15 protein-coding genes are annotated in these 19,466 nt (G+C 49.9%); 5 read left to right on the top strand and 10 right to left on the bottom strand.

The features are described from left to right. Positions 1–45 precede the first annotated feature (45 nt). The 3 genes from IQ268_RS17395 to IQ268_RS17385 all read left to right on the top strand — a co-directional run bounded on the left by IQ268_RS17395 (position 46) and on the right by IQ268_RS17385 (position 2,111). On the top strand, positions 46–258 hold the full coding sequence (locus IQ268_RS17395) for a hypothetical protein (RefSeq protein WP_193881661.1): 213 nt from the start codon (positions 46–48) through the stop codon (positions 256–258). A 624-nt stretch (positions 259–882) separates the two neighbouring features. After that, positions 883–1,032 carry a hypothetical protein gene (locus IQ268_RS17390; RefSeq protein ID WP_193881658.1) on the top strand — a complete coding sequence of 50 codons (150 nt, stop codon included), beginning with the start codon at positions 883–885 and terminating at the stop codon, positions 1,030–1,032. Continuing rightward, positions 1,029–2,111 (top strand): EAL domain-containing protein, encoded by a 1,083-nt coding sequence (locus IQ268_RS17385; protein ID WP_193881655.1) that lies wholly within the window; start codon positions 1,029–1,031, stop codon positions 2,109–2,111. The genes IQ268_RS17390 and IQ268_RS17385 overlap by 4 nt, the downstream gene beginning before the upstream one ends. Positions 2,112–2,163: 52 nt before the next feature. Here the strand turns inward: IQ268_RS17385 and IQ268_RS17380 are convergent, their stop codons facing one another. The 3 genes from IQ268_RS17380 to IQ268_RS17370 all read right to left on the bottom strand — a co-directional run bounded on the left by IQ268_RS17380 (position 2,164) and on the right by IQ268_RS17370 (position 9,149). Next, positions 2,164–5,814 (bottom strand): PAS domain-containing protein, encoded by a 3,651-nt coding sequence (locus tag IQ268_RS17380; protein ID WP_193881651.1) that lies wholly within the window; start codon positions 5,812–5,814, stop codon positions 2,164–2,166. 76 nt (positions 5,815–5,890) lie between these two features. Then, on the bottom strand, positions 5,891–7,003 hold the full coding sequence (locus IQ268_RS17375; protein WP_193881648.1) for an ATP-binding protein: 1,113 nt from the start codon (positions 7,001–7,003) through the stop codon (positions 5,891–5,893). Between the two features lie 508 nt (positions 7,004–7,511). Continuing rightward, positions 7,512–9,149, bottom strand: coding sequence for a hybrid sensor histidine kinase/response regulator (locus IQ268_RS17370; protein WP_193881644.1), 1,638 nt, complete (start codon positions 9,147–9,149; stop codon positions 7,512–7,514). 256 nt (positions 9,150–9,405) lie between these two features. Here IQ268_RS17370 and IQ268_RS17365 point away from each other — a divergent pair, with 256 nt between their 5' ends. Next, on the top strand, positions 9,406–11,241 hold the full coding sequence (locus IQ268_RS17365) for a response regulator (protein WP_193881641.1): 1,836 nt from the start codon (positions 9,406–9,408) through the stop codon (positions 11,239–11,241). 21 nt (positions 11,242–11,262) lie between these two features. On the opposite strand, the gene IQ268_RS17360 is transcribed toward IQ268_RS17365, so the two are convergent. From IQ268_RS17360 to kdpA, 7 genes are all read right to left on the bottom strand, one after another. Continuing rightward, a complete protein-coding gene (locus IQ268_RS17360) occupies positions 11,263–11,529 on the bottom strand; it encodes a hypothetical protein (RefSeq protein WP_193881638.1) in 267 nt (88 codons plus the stop codon). A gap of 229 nt (positions 11,530–11,758) precedes the next feature. Then, positions 11,759–12,895 carry a universal stress protein gene (locus IQ268_RS17355; RefSeq protein WP_193881635.1) on the bottom strand — a complete coding sequence of 379 codons (1,137 nt, stop codon included), beginning with the start codon at positions 12,893–12,895 and terminating at the stop codon, positions 11,759–11,761. 10 nt (positions 12,896–12,905) lie between these two features. After that, positions 12,906–13,220 carry a TrkA C-terminal domain-containing protein gene (locus IQ268_RS17350; RefSeq protein WP_228035465.1) on the bottom strand — a complete coding sequence of 105 codons (315 nt, stop codon included), beginning with the start codon at positions 13,218–13,220 and terminating at the stop codon, positions 12,906–12,908. Positions 13,221–13,253: 33 nt separating this feature from the next. Next, positions 13,254–13,856: a K(+)-transporting ATPase subunit C gene (kdpC, locus tag IQ268_RS17345; protein WP_193881628.1), complete on the bottom strand. Its 603-nt coding sequence runs from the start codon at positions 13,854–13,856 to the stop codon at positions 13,254–13,256. Further along, complete coding sequence (locus IQ268_RS17340; protein ID WP_193881624.1) at positions 13,856–14,047, bottom strand: potassium-transporting ATPase subunit F; 192 nt, start codon at positions 14,045–14,047, stop codon at positions 13,856–13,858. Before IQ268_RS17340 ends, kdpC begins: the two co-directional genes overlap by 1 nt. Positions 14,048–14,134: 87 nt before the next feature. Further along, a complete protein-coding gene (gene kdpB / locus IQ268_RS17335) occupies positions 14,135–16,285 on the bottom strand; it encodes a potassium-transporting ATPase subunit KdpB (RefSeq protein WP_193881621.1) in 2,151 nt (716 codons plus the stop codon). A 12-nt stretch (positions 16,286–16,297) separates the two neighbouring features. After that, positions 16,298–17,992 carry a potassium-transporting ATPase subunit KdpA gene (gene kdpA, locus IQ268_RS17330; RefSeq protein WP_193881618.1) on the bottom strand — a complete coding sequence of 565 codons (1,695 nt, stop codon included), beginning with the start codon at positions 17,990–17,992 and terminating at the stop codon, positions 16,298–16,300. A 370-nt stretch (positions 17,993–18,362) separates the two neighbouring features. On the opposite strand from kdpA, the gene IQ268_RS17325 reads away from it, so the two are divergent. After that, positions 18,363–19,466: a sensor histidine kinase KdpD gene (locus IQ268_RS17325; RefSeq protein ID WP_193881616.1), complete on the top strand. Its 1,104-nt coding sequence runs from the start codon at positions 18,363–18,365 to the stop codon at positions 19,464–19,466.

Below are 19,466 nucleotides of genomic sequence, written 5' to 3'. Positions count from 1 at the left end.
AGTCATGCAGTCAGGGATGCAGGCATTTTTGTCACGCTCTCGAATGTGTCTGTTCTGACCACAGCGACTCCAATTTCAGCAGAAGCTGTCCAGCAATGGGCAGATAAATTTCATCGTTTGAACCAGCGGTTTGATCCTCACTTCAAACGCGTCGAAATCAAACAACACGCTCAGGATTATCTGCAAGGCTTGCTCAGTTCAGTAGAACGTAAAAATGGTTGGCAAATTGCCGAGCAGGTAGGGGATAGCACTCCCTAGGCTATACGTTTTTAGACCGAGAACTCTACCTGCTCAAGAGTTGGACAAATGCACCTGAGCGGTGCCGCCAAGCTGGAGTGCCCCATGCTTGGATTAGTGGGGATGAAGTGTACGGCAGTGACCGGCGCTTGCGATTATGGCTTGAGGATCAGAGGGAAGCCTATGTACTGGCGGTTTCGCTAAAAGAACCTTTTGAGTATGCCCGAAGTGCGTCGGGTATTATGGGCACTGCTGCGGGCTTGGATGCCAAGCGTGGACTACATCTTGCACTGGTCTACGTGGCGACGAATTCACCCAGCCATTGCAAGGTTTCATCGCTACAAACGTCGGCTTCTTTCAACGTCAAATCTACAACTGTAGTACTAGACTGGCAGATACTTCCAACCCGTTGCACCGCTAACGTCTGGTCTTGTCACGCAGATGTCACATTTGCAGCCTAATATGTGGCTAAAGCTAGTCTAATTCTTTAGTCAAATCGTTGCGTTGTCTCTTTCCAGGTTCTTCAGGTAGTCCGCGCAGTTATACAGTCAGTTATACCGTTATGTATTGTCACTTTTACTTCTCAACGATATAAAAGGGAGCGTTCCGCTGATTGTAACCAGTTGAGACTAAGAGTGTGGTGCCTTGTTTGAAAGTATTCTAACGGCTGTTCCACCCGATTTAACGTTTCCTTTAAGCGGATGCGATCGCCAATTGGAACGGCAAGTTCTCCGGATTCTAACCGGAGAGTCGCAACCTACCGGGTACTTTAATGTATTTCATCATCCCATATGATTCAGTTTGAGAGTGTCAATCCAGAGCCTGCGGGACTCGACCATTCTGCTAAAGCGTTTGCTGTTCAACCGTTCGAAGATATCACGTCACTAATTAGCCATGAACTCCGAACCCCCCTCACTGCCATTCTGGGTTCATTAGGGTTGCTAAAAATGGGTCAGCTTGGGGCGTTATCAGAAGAAGGGCAACAGCTCCTCAGTATTGCTATTAGCAATGCAGACCGTCTGACTCGTCTGGCTGATGCGATCGACCACGAATCGCTTTTACCAATGACGATTTTGTCGTCCACCGAAATTGAGCACTTCCAGCTAGAGAACGACCTGTATCAAGCTCTGGACTGTCAGGAATTTCAGTTAGTCTATCAACCGATGGTATCCGTAGAGAGCGATCGCATCATTGGGTTTGAGGCGCTAGCTCGCTGGAAACATTACTATAGAGGGTCTATTCCCCCGGCGGTATTCATTCCCCTGGCCGAAAAGACAGGAATAATTCATCCGCTGGGAATGTGGATTTTGGAACAGGCGTGCCAACAACTGCACCGTTGGCAGCAGCAGTTTCCTGCCCACTCTCCTCTGACGATGAGTGTCAATCTATCGCCTCTACAGTTGTTGCAGCCTGATTTGGTTTCGCAGGTTCGGCAAATTTTGCAAGACACCAACATTGCACCCAATAGCTTAAAGTTGGAGATTACAGAAAGTGCGCTGATTCAAAATTATGAGATGGCGATCGGTGTTCTCTCAGAACTGAAGGCGCTAGGCGTTCGTTTATACATTGACGATTTCGGTACGGGTTATTCTTCATTGAGCCGATTACAGGATTTACCAGTTGATGCCCTGAAAATCGATCGCTCCTTTGTCAATGGTCAAAAATGGGACATTAGCAAAACAATTATCCTCCTGGCTACGAAGCTAGGTCTAGAAGTCATTGCCGAGGGGGTAGAAACGGCTCAAGAGTTGAAGGCTCTCAAGGCGTTAGGATGTAACCAGATGCAGGGCTACTTATTTTCTAAACCGATTGATAGCCATGCGGCAAACGCAATGTTGTCCCAGTCGGGTCTCTCTTATTCGTTTAACCTGTGAGCAGACCACTCATCGATGATAGAGATGGGAACACCAATGGTTACAGTTCCTCCTATGGTTGGGTTAAATGAATTAACTGCTCTAGCTCAAACTCATTGACGAGCGTTAGGATGGCAAGCTTAAGAGATGCCTGGGATTCTGGAACTTGCTCTAAAAGCTGGACAATCTCTCGCTCTCTGACTCGCCGTGCAGCACAATTGACTGCCGCAACCCATTCGGGAGGCATGGTAGACAACGCTTCGAGCAACTGAGCCTGACTGATAAGTGCGGGTTGAGCGATCGCCGAAGAAACCGCATCATAGCGATAGCGCACCCCTAAATGCTGACTCATTTTGTCGAAGAAAATGTCCTCTGAACACGGTTTGCTCACACAATCATCACAGCCTGCCGTCAAAATGCGCTGACGTTCTTCCTCAAATACGCTGGCTGTGATCGCAATAATTTTCGTGAGCGGTGGTTGGCGTTCCACAGACTTTTGGCCTGCCTGCCTTGCTTGTTCCATAGCCCGGATGTGCCGGGTGGCTTCAAAGCCATCCATGATAGGCATGCGGATGTCCATCCAGATCAGGTGAGGCCAATAGCTATTCCATAGATCAACCGCTTCTTGCCCATTTTTTGCCGCTCGGACATCCAATCCAATCAGTTGCAGCCGAGCTACCAGCAGTTGCCGATTCTCTTCTACATCATCCGCCACCAGGATGCGATAGGTAGGTTGATCCGGTGCCAGGCCGACTCTTCGTTTCAGCAATGGAACGGGTTGCAGGGCATCCGTTTGTAACCGTTTGAGCGGCAGAGATACCTGGAAAACCGTTCCCGTTTTCCGACGGTTGTCTATGGCGATCGCGCCACCCATAAGCCGCACAAACCGATGACAGATAGCAAGCCCCAAACCTGCTCCCTGGTTGGACTTCCGCCCGCTTTCTGCCTGGACAAAGGCATCAAACAGCGTGTTGAGATCGTCTGAAGCGATGCCAGGGCCAGTATCCTCCACTTCAAAACACAGGAGATGGGGGCTGGCGGCGGCAGAACAGCCTGGTTCTGACTCTAACTCTGGGGTAGCCTTGACAGCCACTCGGAGAATGACGTGCCCCTGCTCTGTAAACTTGATTGCGTTATCCACCAGGTTGGTGATGATCTGACGCAGCTTGCGTTCGTCGATTTGAACATATTGGGGGATGCCAGTCCGCCCCTCGGCGCAAACACAATGGCTTCCTCCTTCGTAAATCCACTGCAATCCTTTCGCTTCAGCACGGAAGCGGAAGGTGGTTTCAAGACTGTCCAGCAGGGCATACAGGTCAACATTGCTTTCCTCAAGTGTTAGCTGACCCGCTTCAATTTTGGAGATAGACAGGACATCATTAATCAGCTGCAACAAATACTCACCGTTACGGTTGATGATGTCCAACTGTTCCTGTTGGGATGGGGGCAGCAACGAAGCGCGCGACATCAAATTGGCAAATCCCAGGATGGCATTAAGGGGCGTTCGCAGTTCGTGGCTCATGTTCGCCAGGAAAATACTTTTGGCTTTGTTAGCCGCTTCCGCTGCAGCTTTTGCGCGTGCCAGTTCTTCTTCTACTCGTTTGCGATCGCTAATATCGCGCCCGACCCCCTGCAATTCAACCTTTTGCCCTTGCTCATCGAAAATGCCCCGGTTAACCCACTGCGTCCAGCGTATTTGCCCCTGAGCAATGACCCGGTTCTCGATACAGACAACGGGATTGTCTGGGTGAATTGTTTGAAGCTGTTGAGCGACCCATTCACGGTCTTCTTCTAGAACGCTGGGCTCATAACATTGACCAATAACCTCTGCTCGCGCCAAGCCAAAGTAGCGGCAAAATGCCTCATTCACAAAGGTCAACGTACCATCGGGCAAGAAGCGAATGATCAAGTCAGTTTGATCTTGCAAAATCGCTAGATAGCGGGCTTCACTCTGGCGCAGGGCGGCCTCCGCCTGTTTACGTTCGCTGATGTCAAATACGATACCCTGAAGCACCCAGGTTTTTCTGTCAATCGCCAGAACACGCCGAGCGCAATCTCGCACCCATATCGTTCTGTTGTCGCGGGTGAGCATCCGATATTCCGCCTGGATCGGTTCGTTGGCGGCCAGTTGAGCGTTGAGAACCTGTAAGACGCGATCGCGATCGTCGGGATGAACATACTCAGCCCAACTGTTAAACGTCCCTGGAATCCATTCGTCTGCTGGAACGTTTAATAGGTGCAGCAGATTAGGACTGATGTAAGAAAACTGGGGAGTGTCTGTGAGGGGTGCAGTATAAACCACTCCTGGAATCTGCTCAACCAGCATCCGATATTGCAACTCTGCCTGGGTGATTTGCTCCTCTGCTCGTTTGCGATCGTTGATATCCATAATGATGCCAACAGCACGAATCGCTTGCCCCGACTCGTTGTAGATATACTGGCCTTTGCTTAATCTCCAGTGAAAGCTGCCATCGGGATATACGACGCGGTACTCAACCTCAATGGCAGCGTGGTGGTGGTGGCTGGCAGCCAAGACCTGTTGAACGTAGATCTGATCGTCTGGATGAATGCAGTTGAACCATGCCTGCTGGTTCGTTTCGATTGCACCTGGCTCTAAACCTAGCAAGCGGAAGTGCTGATCGCTCCAAACCTCTTTGTCGATCGTAATTTGCCAGTCCCACATGCCAATTTCGCTGAGATCTAAGGCTAACCGTCGTTGCTCTTCACTTTCGCGCAATGCAGCTTCGGCCTGTTGACGTTTTGCTTCGTTCCCCTTAGCGTCGCTGATGTCAGTACTAACGCCTGTCACCAGCCAATTTTTGGCGCTGTCATCCCAGCACGAAATATAAGTGCCTGAGATCCATCGCAGCGATCCATCCTTGTGCTGAAATCGATAGTCTACGGTTGCTGTCCGTCCGGCAAAAATGTCTGCGAACAATGGCATAATCACCGTGTCTCGGTCGGCTGGAAACACCCGCGATATCCAGAGCATTTTGTTAGCCAGAATTTCCGCCGCCGTGTAGCCAAAGAGGGTTTCACAGCCGACCGATTGATACTCATATTCCCAGTCCTGATTGGCAAAAACTCGGAAGCGAACCGTTGAGGCGATCGTGCTATTAAGAATGGCACTGAGTTTGGCAATGTATGCTGTATGGCTGGCAACGATCGCCTGGTAGCGGTTTTGATCTGGGATGGTTTTTGTCCCCACCTGAGGCGATGACTCCGCTTCTTCCGCTGCGCTGTGCGGCCAGGAAGGAGCGATCGGAGCGGTGCCAGGGTCGAGCGCTTGCAAAATACTGGCCTGGGTCACCATCCCCACGGGGTAGCCGCAACTGTTTAAAATGGGCAGGTGGCTAATGTGCGCCGCCTGAAAGTGGCGTAAAACGGTGCAAATATCCTCTGCCTCAGTTTCGCTTAAGCTAATGACCTGGGTTGCCATCACGGCAGCAATGGTCAGGTTGGTTAGTTCGGTGCCTGTGGCGATCGCCCGTACCAGATCCGCTTCTGTAAACAGGCCAACCAGTCGTTGCTGCTCCACCACCAGAACACAGGCCATCTGCGACTGGTGCATTTGCCGGATCACCTCAAACGCGGGTGTATTGAACGCAACCACAAGGGCAGGTTGTATGACTGGAGACACAAGCTGCAACGAGCCAGGAGACATAGATTCGTTCATGCAATACGGATGAAGCCGTTCGTTTTGACCAGACTGCTGAGCACTCATACCAGTAGTCTACGGTTGAGTGGTAGGTTGTGGTCTGGTGTATCCTTTGTTTCGCCACGATCGCGCCAGGGAAACGCTAACCCAGTGCTAGCGTAAAGTAAAAAGCGGTTCCAGTTTCCACTTGAGACTCAACCCAGATGCGTCCGTTATGATTCTCAACAATCTTTTTACAGGTGGCTAAGCCAATGCCCGTTCCAGGGTAGTTCCGAGTCGCTTCAGTGCGCTGAAATATCTCAAAAATGCGCTCCAGGTTCTCAGGTTCAATGCCGATGCCGTTATCATGAATCCCAAACCGCCAGTGATGCTCCTGTGGCACTGCTGAAATCTGGATCTGCGGCGAAACGTTGGGGCAACCAAACTTGATGGCATTACTGATCAAATTTTGAAACAGTTGAATGAGTTGAGTTTCACTACCGAGCACGGTTGGTAAGGGGTCGTGTACCAGGCTGACTTGCTTCTCGGCGATCGCCACCTGCAAATTTTCCAGAACTTGCTCCAGAACGCGGCTAGTATCTATCGGCTGAAAATCCTGCTCGTATTTACCAACCTGAGCATAGGCCAGCAGGTCTTGAATCAACCGCTGCATCCGCCCGCCCGCATCATGAATTCGGTTGAGGTAGTCGTAAGCGACATCGTCAAACTGGTTTTCGTACTTCAGCAGCAGCAGCTTGATAAAACCCGTTATACTCTGGAGCGGCTGTTGTAAATCGTGCGAAACCACATAGGCAAACTGCTCCAGTTCACGGTTAGAGCGTACCAGCTCTGCATTTTGTTCAACAAGCTGGTGTTGCAGTCGCTGGATTCGCAACTGGTTTTCAATTCGGGCTAATACCTCTGCTTCCTGAAAGGGTTTCGTGATATAGTCAATTCCGCCTGCGGCGAAGGCTTGAACCTTGTCTAAAGCGTCATCCAGAGCGCTAATAAAAATGACGGGCACTTCACGAGTTTTCGGATCGGCTTTCAGGTGCAAACAGACCTGATACCCATTCATTTCGGGCATTTTGATATCCAGCAAGATTAGATCGGGTGGATCGGCCTGAGCCGAGAAGATGGCTCGCTGTCCGTTCAACGCCTTACGAACTTCAAACCCGTGATTCATCAGCATTGCCGACAACAGGCGCAAGTTATCTGGCGTATCGTCAACAATGAGAATATCTCCCCTCGGCTGATTTGCCTGTCTGTCACTCATACTGCTACCGCATTAAGCCCAATACATGTTCTAACAGACTTCACTAAGCTACACGCTCCAGCGATCGGCTAGCGAAGCGTTAATCCTAGCCTTTAACTTGATTAGGTAATAGAACGAATTGACCTGCCGCTCGGTTCCGTTCCTATCAAGCTTGCCCGAAGTCGATCCAGAAAACCCGGTTTGCAGCGGCAGCCGCCAGTGTCGCAGCATTCAACGCTAAGAGAAGAGGTTATTTTCAACGTATCCAATCTGGCTGCATTCGCCCCCTCAATCCCTTCAGCTTGAGGGATTTCCGAGCCAGTTCTGGTTCAAAGTCCCCGTTCGGCTGAGCGCTCACGTCGAAGCCAGAATTGGCGGCTTAGCGCCTGCGGCAAGCCAGAAAAGGGGTGGTTCGAGTCACCCATCAGCACTTTAAAGCTATCTTCGTCGGCAACTCCACTCGTTGGCAAAGCAGTATGGCACGAAAGGGAATGGATATCTGCTGCTGGAGTATGTCAGCGATGCCTTCTTACTCTATAAGGGGTTGCGTTAGCTCTAGAATTTGCTCAAACTGAAAACTGTGAGTCCAACGGGTCAACGTTTCGGCCAACAGCGCATGAGTTGCAGGAATGTCTTGAATTAACTCCAGGATGGGTTGGTCAAAGCCTCGAATCGCCGCCTGATGGAGCGTTGTCACCCATTCAGCAGACATCGTGGTTTGAAGCATTTCAGCCGTTACGACCGCATTGGGGTCAGGGTGCCGCTCGTCCAGGGCGGGAATATGTTCATCAGGCGAGCGGCTAAACCGCAGATTAAGCACTTCCTCAGCCGTTGCCAGATGAACCTGAATATGAAATTTGGCGATCGCCCCCTGTCCCGGATGGCTATCTATTGTGATTTCCCCTCCCATCGATTGAACAAACTGGCGGCTAATGGACAGACCTAACCCCAACCCCTGCTCCGCCTTTCGTCCCGTTTCTGTTTGCGAAAATGCCTTAAACAACTCATCGGCCTCAGCAGATGCGATCCCAGGCCCGGTATCTTCAACTTCAAAGAAGAGGGTGTATGGCGCTTTAGAGGCTGGAGTGTGCAGTTGAAGCGTGGTTTCCGTACTCCATGCCTGTGGTTCCCGGCTCTGTTGAGCGGGGCTTGCCTCTCCGTTCTGGCTCTCTACCGCCCGACCACGAACCTTCAGCGTAATCCAGCCAGCCTGGGTAAATTTGATGGCGTTCTCTAAAACGCAAGTCAACACCTGACGCAGCTTGTTTTCGTCTGAGTAGATATGCTGGGGCACGTCTGGAGCGCACTCCAGCTCAAAATGCAGCCCTTTGCAGATGGTTTGGGTGTGCCAAAGCGTTTCGAGTGTGGTCAAGAGGTGATGCAAATCAAAGCAGTGTTGATGGTGCGACGGGTTGTTGTCTTCAGTGTGGGTCAGGGTTAGCAGGTTATTAATGAGTTTGAGCAAATTCTGCCCACTACTGGCAATGGTTGTGATGTAGTCCTGATGATCAGCCGAAAGCGACGGATCTTTTTCCATTAGCTGCGTAAAGCCAAGAATGGCATTTAGGGGCGTACGGAGTTCGTGGCTTACTCTGGCTAAGAACTCGCTCTTGGCGTAGTTAGCCGCTTCGGCCATTTCTTTTGCCGTTTGCAATGCCGTCTCAGTTTGCATCCGGTGGTGAATTTCCTGACGCAATGTCTCTTCAATCTGCTTGCGATCGCCAATTTCCTGCTGCAACTGTTGATTTTGCTCAACGAGCTGCTTTTGCAACCGCTGAATGGTGAGCTGATGTTTAACCCGAAACACCACTTCCTCTGGCTGAAATGGCTTCGTGATGTAGTCTACACCCCCGACTCTAAACGCTTTAACTTTATCCAACACGTCATTCAGCGCACTTAAAAAAATGATTGGAATATGCTGGGTTTGAGGATTTAGCTTGAGCCGTTGACACACCTCATACCCATCCATGTTGGGCATCCGAATGTCGAGCAAAATCAAATCAGGAGGAGATGCCTGCACACCAATCAATGCCATTGAGCCACTTTTGACACACCGCACCTCGTACCCCTGCTCTAGCAGAGTGTTGGATAAGACCCGCAGGTTGTCAGGCGAGTCATCCACAATCAGAATGTCTCCTGTGGGGGCTTTGGCTAAATCAAAATGCATGCTATTTTGTGAAATTTCACATCAGGCTTGAGGGATGTTTATTATTTTCCAATAAGAATGTGGCAGAACTGTGAGCTTCTGACCAGGATGTCCTGGAAGTGCGGATTGAACTGTAAACGAGACGATCGCAAACAGGTTGCTGCACTCTGGGTTTTGGTTGCGGGCGATCGCCCCTATCGGTTGAGTTCCTGAGGGAACCGCTCTATGGCTGTACTCAGAATGTAGGGCATCATTACGTAATAGCTAGACTGGAACTATGAGGATTTTGGTAGTCGATGACGACGAACTACTGGCGCAACAGTTTGCCGCTCACTTAAAAACGCAGCACTATGTTGTGGACATAGCAACCGATGGCGAAACCGGGTGGGACTATGCCCGATCGGCCATCTATGACCTGATCGTGCTGGATATTAATCTTCCTAAACTGAACGGACTGGGTTTGTGCCAAAAATTGCGTCAAAGCAGTTATCGCAAACCTATTTTGCTATTAACAGCAATGGGAGAGAGTTCCGACAAGGTGATGGGGTTAGATGCAGGAGCAGATGATTATGTCGTCAAACCTTGCTCCATTGAGGAACTGGGTGCCCGCGTGCGTGCCTTGTTGCGTCGGCAGACGGCATCGGGCACACCTATTTTAGAATGGGGGCATTTATGTCTTGATCCCAGTACTTGTGATGTAACATACCAGAACCAGCCGCTAGCCCTATCTCCCAAAGAATATGCGTTGCTGGAACTATTCCTGCGTAACCCGCAGCGAATTTTTAGCAGCAGTCTCATCCTGGAACATCTGTGGGGGTTTGAAGATTCCCCTGGTGAAGAAGCCGTTAGAACCCACATTAAACGGCTGCGGCGGCGGCTAAAGTTGGGCGGAGCAGAGGATGTGATTGAAACGATTTACGGCATGGGATACCGCCTTAAACCGCCCGTAGAACCTCAACCGTCCCTATCTGACCAGGCTCGTGCTGCCGCGATCGAGGCGTGGGAGCATTTGAAGAAGCCGATCCTGGCTCGGCTGACGGTGCTAGATCAGGCGACTATGGCGCTTCAGCGAGGGCATCTGCCAGAGCCACTCCGAGACGAAGCAGAACAGGCCGCCCACAAGCTGGCAGGATCGCTGGGGATGTTTGGTTTCCCAGAGGGGTCACGGCTCGGCTGGGAAATTGAACAGATCTTAAAACAGCCCAATGCAGCAGATGCGCTGGCTCGATTGGAGGCCAGGGTTGTTGGGTTACATCAAGAACTGCAAAAGCCACCCACACCCATGAGCGGCGGTTTGTTCTCTGACCCGGATGAGGAAATGTCTCATTCCCGTGCAGCGCTGGTGTTGTTGATAGTCGATAGCGATGCTGCGTTGATTCAGCAGTTGCAGCACATGGCGAGCCAGACCGAGATACACATTGAGACTGCGCTCACTGGCTCAGAGGCCAGGATTAAAATGGCTCAACAGCCGCCAGATGTTGTGTTACTGGATTTAGCGTTCTCCCCTGAACCCGATGCTGGTCTGGAATTGCTAGAAGAGTTGGGCGATCGCTTGCCGCAAATTCCGGTGCTGGTCTTTACGAAGAGCGATCGATTGGGCGATCGCCTTAGAGCTGCTCGGTGTAGTAACCATTGGTTTATCTCAAAGACAACGCCTCTCAACCATGTGCTGCAAGCCGTTCAAGATGCCTTGAACTATACTGCTCCAGATTCAATTACTGTACTGATTGTGGATGACGATCCAGTCATGCTGCATCATTTGAAGCAATGTTTGCCGCGCTGGGGTATTTGCCCTATTACCCTTAACGATGCTGGCTTATTTTGGGAAACTCTGGAAACTGTTACGCCCGATCTGTTGATTTTAGCCGTTGAGATGCCGATCATCAGCGGAATTGAACTGTGTCAGGTGGTTCGCAGCGATTATCACTGGCACAAGTTACCCATCCTGTTTCTGTCTGCCCATCATAATGCTGAAACGATCCACCAGGTCTATAGCGCCGGTGCAGATGATTATGTCGCCAAACCCTTTACGGAGACAGAACTTGTGACGCGCATTTTCAACCGTTTGAAGCGCAACCAGCGTTTATCTACGCTGGCAGGCATCAATCATTAGCGGGTATGGGTGCGATCGATTTCAGTCATATTTAAAGGTACTGTACTGGCGCATTTGTTGATTCAGCTCATTCAATTTTGACTGAAGGTCAACACAGTATTGTTTGATACAGGCTTTATCACCTTGTATGAGACTCTCCTGCAACTGTCTCATCAGGATTTGAATGTCTTGGCGAAGAGTTTGAGCAAACTGCATCCCAAAATCTAGAGCTGCCTGCTTAAGTTGTTGCGCTCCTTGTAATATTAAGGCTTCAGCACGGTTGAGCTTTTCGATAGGTTCTTGAGCCACGATTTTACTCCAGAGCTTTGAAACGTTGTGGGATTTGTGTTCTCTTCACCATACTAATTAAACTTGCAGAAAGCGTTTGTTCTTTTTGTGCGGTTACTTGCCTTTACTAGCTCCTGGTTTTATCAGCTCTGATTCAGACTCACTCCAGCCCTGAAATTAAGGCTTTAGCTCAGGAACGGGCGAGATCGCCCACTTTCCATCAGGCAGGTCAACGCTGTTTTCAGCAACTCTAGAGTTCCTTATCGGTTGCAATAATATGGACATCAATGTTTTTGAGCGATCGCAACAGTTTATGAGTCAGTGATCCACGCAACATGAGTTTCCATCGAGACCGCTGGCTTTCACCAATGACAATCTGAGTAATGTAATAATTTTTTGCAACGTCTGCGATCGCTTTAGCTTTGTCTTGATCACTCACTCGAATAAAGGCTCCACCAAACTCTTTACAGAGTCTTTCACACGTTTCAATATGCAGACTTTCTGCTTTTGTCAAGAAGCGATCGGGGTCATTCACAAACAAACAGTAGAAAGGCGCGTGCATATAGCCAGCAATTCGGGCACCGCGTCGAATTAGTTGAATTGCATTCGGGTAGGTTGAAACGCAAACTAATACTCGTTCATGGATGCTGCAAAACGGGGCATCGGCTCTTGTTCCATTGGAGGCTTGCTCAAGCGCATCCTCTTCAATGTTGTCAGCGACTTCTCGTAATGCCAGTTCTCTTAAAGCAATCAGGTTACGCCGTTGGAAGAAGTTTTGCAGGGATTGGTCAATTTTTTCGGGGGCATAAATCTTTCCATCCTTGAGACGGTCTTCTAACGTTTCAGGTGTGACATCAATGACCACAACCTGGTCCGCTTCTTCCAATAGGCGATCGGGGATTCGCTCTCGCACGACAACCCCTGTAATTCGGGCTACGAGGTCATTCAGGCTCTCTAGATGCTGAATGTTGACGGTTGAAAAAACATCAATCCCTGTTGCCAGAATGACTTCTACATCTTGATACCGTTTTTCTCGCTGAGCACCAGGGACATTGGTGTGAGCGAGTTCATCAATCAGAACCAGTTGCGGTTGACGAGCCAGGATGGCATCTGTGTCCATCTCAGACAAAACAACGCCAGAGAAGTTGATTTGTTGTCGGGGAACGATTTCTAGTCTTTCTGCCCGTTGTGCAGTCTCCTGCCGATTATGGGTCTCCAGTAGTCCAACCACCACATCAATTCCTTCCTGCCGGAGCCGATGCCCTTCTTCCAGCATTCGGTACGTTTTGCCGACACCGGGAGCCATGCCGATGAAGATTTTGTGCTTGCCCCGGTAGGCAGGACGAATGTAGGTGCTGTCAGGTGAAGGATTGGATGAGTGATACATAGATTAGGATTCAGGACAATCGGCAGCACTTCTGAGTGACGTGGTTTTTTAACAAGCAATCGTTTAGCGAATAGTAGACGGGGTGCGATCGCTTGAGAGCGACTTTGAGGGCAGAAACAAACATGGGGTGGAGGGCGATCGCCAGAACAACATCTCCAACATAAACAGAAGGATTTTCGCTGGCTGGAATAATTCGTTCTTGTCTAAGTACCCCCAGAATCGCACATCGTTCCGGGATTTGAATTGCCGATAATCGAAGACCGCAATGGCGACTGTTTAATTGAATAATGACTCCAAACAAGGCGGGTTCGATGATTCTTTCCACGCACATAAGCTAAAGGTTTGTGACTTGGATGGTTTAGCTGCCCAACGCATCAAGAGCCAAATTGAGCCTCAGCACATTCACACCTGGTTCACCAAAGATGCCTAAGAAGCGACCATCTGTGTTTTGACTAATCAGATCTTCAAGTTGATTGGGTGGCAGCCCGCGTGCCGTTGCCACTCGTGTAATTTGCGCTCTAGCAGCTTCGGGCGTGATATGAGGGTCAAGGCTGGAACCAGAGGTATAAACCAGATCGGCAGTGGGTTGAATGCCTGCCTGTTGCAATTGCGTGGTGGTTTCTTGAACCCGTTGCAGTAAATCTGGGTTGGATGGAGCCAGATTACTTGCGCCGGATACCCCAGTTTGGAGAATGGTGTCTGGATCATTTTGAGGGTCAGCCGTGCTGTAGCTGGTGGTACTGGGGCGACTGTTGAAATAGCGATCGCTCGTAAACGGTTGTCCAATTAACGCTGATCCGACAGCTTGACCTTGAGTATTCGTCAAGATGCTGCCGTTTGCCTGAAAAGGAAAGGCGATTTGCCCAAAAGCAACCATAACCAACGGATAAACCAAAGCGGTGATGACCCAGAGTACCAGGGTCGATCGAATTGCTCGACCTGCTTCGCGTGCAAAACTCATTAGAACTTCTCCGGTACGAACATGACAAAGAACAAATAAACGGAAAGTGCAACCGTTCCCAGACCTAATAGCCCTAATGACCAAGCTTGAGATCGGGAGAATTCATGGCCACTGGCGGCATAAACAATAGGGGCAAGAATGAGGTTGAAACAAATTCCAAGAAATAAGTAGAGGGAGTGTTTTCGATTCATGGGTTTACTATTGAGGGTTGGATTGTCATTTGTCCGTTGTCATTAGTAGTTAGTAGATACCAACAACTAATGACCAATGACCAGTGACTAAGAAAGAGGCAAAATTAGGTCGATCGCCTTGATTGCAATAAATGGCGCAATAATGCCGCCCAACCCATAGATCAACATGTTGCGTTGCAGCAGTTGATCGGCGGTGAGGGGACGGAACTGTACACCTCTCAGAGCCAATGGAATTAGGACAGGGATAATTAAAGCGTTGTAAATCAGGGCAGAAACGATCGCCGATTGGGCACTCTTTAAGCCCATAATGTTGAGCGCACCAATGCCAGCCGCCGCGAAGATAGTGGGGATAATCGCAAAGTATTTGGCGATGTCATTGGCAACAGAGAAAGTGGTCAACGCGCCACGGGTGATCAGCAGTTGTTTGCCGATCGTCACCAGATCGATGAGCTTAGTTGGGTCAGAATCCAGATCCACCATATTGGCGGCTTCTTTGGCGGCTTGTGTCCCGGAGTTCATTGCCACTCCCACATTGGCTTGTGCAAGGGCGGGTGCGTCATTAGTGCCATCTCCCGTCATGGCAACCAGCTTGCCCTGAGCCTGTTCACTGCGAATCACATTAATTTTGTCTTCGGGGGTGGCTTCGGCAATGAAGTCATCGACTCCCGCTTCCTGAGCAATGACCGATGCCGTAATGCGGTTATCTCCGGTCAGCATGATGGTTTTGACTCCCATGCGCCGTAACTGGTCAAACCGTTCTCGCAGTCCAGTTTTCACAATGTCTTTGAGGTAGATTACGCCGTAGATTTCATTACCCTGGCAAACAGCAAGAGGCGTTCCACCTAAGCGAGACACCCGTTCGTAGGCTTCATCCAGGGTTGTGGGAACTTGACCGCCACGGGAGCGCACGAATCCTTTAATCGCATCTACAGCCCCCTTGCGGTACTCCTTACTGTCAAGGTCAGTGCCGCTCATGCGCGTCCGCGCCGAGAACTCGATCCCTTCTGCGGGTTGCCCATCCAGGTCGAATTTTGCCCCTAACTTTTGGGCTAACTGAACGATCGATCGCCCTTCTGGGGTTTCATCAAACACACTGGCAGCTAAACAAATATCGGCGACTTCCGGCACAGAATGACCATTGACGGGGATAAATTCATCCGCTAAACGGTTTCCCAAGGTAATCGTGCCCGTTTTATCGAGGACGAGGGTATTCACGTCACCACAGGCTTCTACGGCACGTCCAGAGGTGGCGATCACGTTAAATTGAGCGACTCGATCCATCCCGGCAATGCCGATCGCACTCAACAACCCACCGATCGTCGTGGGAATCAGAGCGACCAAAAGGGCAATGAGAATGGCAATGCTGGTTCCAGTCCGCAGGTTGTTGCCTGTTGTGGCTCCTGCCACACCGTCTAAAAAGCCCGCGATGTATCCAGAAACAGAAGGCGTTGTGGCAACCACAATCAAAAATACCTGAGTCAATACGGCTAGCAGGACAGTTAGCGCGATTTCGTTCGGGGTTTTGCTACGTTCGGCTCCTTCGACCAGGGAAATCATGCGATCGATAAAACCCTGCCCCGGATCAGAGGTAATTCGCACAATCAGTTCATCGGAGAGCAAACGAGTTCCCCCCGTCACCGAACTGGCAATATCCGTACCCGGTTGTTTCAGCACCGGAGCCGATTCTCCAGTAATAGCTGACTCATCCACCGAGCCAATTCCCTGAATCACATCACCATCCGCAGGAACCATATCTCCAGCAATGACCTTCACCTGATCGCCCCGGCGCAATTTGGTAGAACTGATGTCCTGAACACTGCCATCGGGTGACAGTTTACGAGCAACCGTGTCACTGCGGGTCGATCGCAGGGCATCGGCCTGTGCCTTTCCTCTGCCTTCTGCCACCGCCTCCGCAAAGTTGGCAAATAGAATTGTAAAAAACAGAATGAGGGTGATGATGCCATTGAGTAATCGCTGTTGCCCGATATCTGCCTGAACCGAACCAAACAGATTGGGATTAATGGTCACTAGCAGGGTGACGATCGTGCCCAGCCACACCACAAACATGACGGGGTTTCGGACTGCTATGCGAGGGGTTAATTTGACGAACGATTCTCGGATGGCGCGTTGATAGAGTCCTTTACGATCGGCTTTGGGGGTATGGCTGCGATCGCCCCGACGACGACCAGGAAGCCGAATTGGGCGAGAGGATGTAGAGGATTCGTTTCTAGTTTTCATAAATTCTCACTCCTACCCAATTCCTTTGACAATTTGAAATGCTTCTGCCACTGGACCTAATGCCAGTACTGGGAAAAAGGTCAGTGCGCCCAGAATCAAAATCACGCCAGCCGTGACTCCAGTGAACAATCCTGTATCGGTTCGCAGGGTTCCAGCCGTTGCGGGGACGGGTTGTTTGCGGGACATACTATCTGCCAGCAGCAGCAACGCCACGATCGGGATATAGCGACCTGCTAAAAGGCTGAAACTGGCACTCAAATTCCACCAGAGTGTTCCATCATCGAGTCCCTCAAATCCAGAGCCATTGTTCGCTGCTGCTGAAGCATATTCGTAAACGACTTGCGATAGCCCATGAAAACCAGGATTCGTAATACCGGATACCCCAGGAATGGTGAGAGTCAGTGCGGTGGGAATCAGGATGGCGATCGGGTGAACCAGTAGAATCAAGAAACTCGCTAGCACCACTTCCCGTTTTTCGATTTTGCGCCCCAAGAATTCTGGGGTTCGCCCCACCATCAAGCCCGTGACGAATACTGCCAGAATCAGGTAGGCAAACAGGTACGCCGTTCCCGTTCCCTGTCCACCCCATACGATCTGCAAAAACATATTTGAGAGAGTGACAAAGCCACCATTGGGCATGAAGGAGTCATGCAAGGCATTGACCGCACCGCACATCGTTGCAGTTGTAGAGACTGCAAATAAAGCAGATTGCGCCCAACCAAATCGGACTTCTTTGCCTTCTAAGTTGGGTTGTTGATTGCCCAGCAGGGTATTGACTGCCGGGTTTCCATCGTATTCACCAATCGCTGTAATGACGATGAATCCTACAAAAATGATCATCACCATGCTGTAAATTAACCATGCCTGCTTGCGATTATTTGCAAATAGCCCAAAGGTGTAAATGAGCGATGTCGGAACCGACAGTAATGCCACAATCTCAACTAAATTGGTGAAACCGTTGGGGTTCTCAAAGGGATGGGCTGAGTTGATGCCGAAGAACCCACCCCCGTTCTCGCCCAACTCTTTGATGATTTCGTAGTGGGCTACAGGGCCGCGTGCGATCGCCTGACTAATTCCCGGATTTTCCAAAGTTGGTACAATCGCTGGCCCTGCAAGCGTTTCTGGAACTCCTGCCGCCATCAGGATCATGGCACCGACAATGCTAATCGGTAGCAGAATTCGGGTAATTGCCTGGGTCAGATCAACATAAAAGTTACCTAACGGTTTACCTGTTAAGCCTCGAATGAAGGCGATCGCCACCGCAATTCCGGTCGCTGCCGAGGTAAACATCATGAAACCAAGAGCCGCAAACTGGCTGAAATAGCTGTAGGTCGTCTCGCCAGAATAGTGCTGCTGATTCGTATTAGTGACAAATGAAATTGCCGTATGTAAAGCCAGATCCCAGGACGGCGCACTCAGTCCAGTGGGATTAAAGGGCAACACTCCCTGAAACATGAAGATCAGGTAAATAAACACCAGCATTGCCAGGTTGCTATACAGCACTGCCCGTGCATATTGCCAGCCTGTCATCTCTTCCCGTGCTCTGACTCCACTCAGCAAGAAAAAGGTTCGCTCTAGAGGATTAAGCACCGAATCAAAAATGGTACGTTGTCCCACAAATACACGCGCCATATATCGACCGAAAAATGGCGTAATGGCCACTACGATCAGCAGCGTTAACGCAATTTGAATCCATCCTTGCAACATGAATCATTTAACTCCGACATCAGTGAATAGACTATTGCTGAAGCGATGAGTCGTTGAGTACCTGAAACTGATCGGGAACTAGCAACTCAACTCTTCAACTGCCCCTACTCATTGATGGTGAAACTCTGATCCAGGAATTACAAGGTATAGGGCAGGGTTTACCGCTATTTTTGGATCACTGATATAGTCCGCAGGACGTAGTGTTTAGGAAACGTTTAGAGAGCGTTTAGGTGAGGTCTATACCTGTAAATATAAATTTGTATTTGAATGCGGACTGTGCTTCATTTTCAGGTGATTTCACTTGAAAATCGCTAGACTTTTGAAGATGGGACTGGCTCAATGGCTGTTTTTCCTGTCTCAGAGGAGCCAAATGTCGCAATTTCAACGCATTTTTGATTCAAAGAACTGGAATTTAAGAACATTCTGGTTAGTGGTAGGACTTTTTGTAGTAGTCCTGTCTCTGGAATTTTCAACCCCACCGAATTATGTGTTTGGCTACCTCTACATTGGGCCAGTTTTGCTAGCGAGCACTCATTTGAGCCGCAAAACAACCTTTCAAGCAACATTAGTTGCCTGCGTTCTCACCCTGATGAACGTCTGGTTGCCAGGAATTGAAATCGTTGGAGTTCCCACGATCGCCAGTCGAGTCATTGCAACGCTGGCACTGGTCGTGACGGGTGTATTGAGCGATCGCAATCGGCTATATCAGCAGACGGTGCTACAGCAGCAAGCGAAATTGGAAGCGCAGGAAAAGTTAGCCAGCATCCGCGAGGACTTTGCTTCAGCCCTAACCCATGACCTGAAAACTCCTTTATTGGGAGCCATTGAAACGCTAAAAGCCTTTCAGGGTGGCAGTTTTGGTTCGGTTGAACCCACCCAACAGCGAGTTTTAGCAACCATGATGCGGAGCCATAAAACAACGCTACAAATGGTTGAAACCCTATTGGATGTTTACCAAAATGATAACGAAGGGTTGCAGTTGAATCTTGCCCCAGTTGATCTCGGTGAGATTGCCGAAGAAATTAAAGCAACGATGACCGATTTAGCCGCTAGCCGCCGAGTTCACATTTCTCTCCATTACGGCGCATCCGATTTTCGTCAATTTCTTTGGGTCAAGGGAGATGCTCTACAACTTCAGCGAGTCGTGGCAAATCTACTCACGAATGCGATTAACCATTCTCCGCGTGGTGAACGGGTTGAGGTTGTCCTCGAAGCAGGACACTCTTATCAAACCGTCAAGGTCAAAGACTGTGGGGCAGGCATTAAACCAGATGAACTTCCCCATCTGTTTGAGCGGTTTTACCAGGGGCAAAGCGATCGCCAGGCGAAAGGATCGGGACTGGGGCTTTACCTTTCTCGCCAGATTGTCGAAGCCCACGGCGGTACAATTTGGGTAGAGAATCGGCAACCGGGTGGAGCAATCTTTGCTTTTCGGCTACCCACATTCCCATACACTTCGTCCTATTCTGTTTAA

This window comes from Oculatella sp. LEGE 06141 (genome assembly GCF_015207605.1).
GTDB lineage: Bacteria > Cyanobacteriota > Cyanobacteriia > Elainellales > Elainellaceae > Oculatella.
The sequence above is the reverse complement of the archived record's forward strand: the minus strand, read 5'-3'. Positions and strand labels throughout refer to the sequence as shown.

Coding starts and splice junctions, on each gene's coding strand:
- IQ268_RS17385 (WP_193881655.1), top strand. CDS start 1,029: ATGATTCAGTTTGAGAGTGTCAATCCAGAGCCTGCGGGACTCGACCAT.
- IQ268_RS17380 (WP_193881651.1), bottom strand. CDS start 5,814: ATGAGTGCTCAGCAGTCTGGTCAAAACGAACGGCTTCATCCGTATTGC.
- IQ268_RS17375 (WP_193881648.1), bottom strand. CDS start 7,003: ATGAGTGACAGACAGGCAAATCAGCCGAGGGGAGATATTCTCATTGTT.
- IQ268_RS17370 (WP_193881644.1), bottom strand. CDS start 9,149: ATGCATTTTGATTTAGCCAAAGCCCCCACAGGAGACATTCTGATTGTG.
- IQ268_RS17365 (WP_193881641.1), top strand. CDS start 9,406: ATGAGGATTTTGGTAGTCGATGACGACGAACTACTGGCGCAACAGTTT.
- IQ268_RS17355 (WP_193881635.1), bottom strand. CDS start 12,895: ATGTATCACTCATCCAATCCTTCACCTGACAGCACCTACATTCGTCCT.
- kdpC (WP_193881628.1), bottom strand. CDS start 13,856: ATGAGTTTTGCACGCGAAGCAGGTCGAGCAATTCGATCGACCCTGGTA.
- IQ268_RS17340 (WP_193881624.1), bottom strand. CDS start 14,047: ATGAATCGAAAACACTCCCTCTACTTATTTCTTGGAATTTGTTTCAAC.
- kdpB (WP_193881621.1), bottom strand. CDS start 16,285: ATGAAAACTAGAAACGAATCCTCTACATCCTCTCGCCCAATTCGGCTT.
- kdpA (WP_193881618.1), bottom strand. CDS start 17,992: ATGTTGCAAGGATGGATTCAAATTGCGTTAACGCTGCTGATCGTAGTG.
- IQ268_RS17325 (WP_193881616.1), top strand. CDS start 18,363: ATGTCGCAATTTCAACGCATTTTTGATTCAAAGAACTGGAATTTAAGA.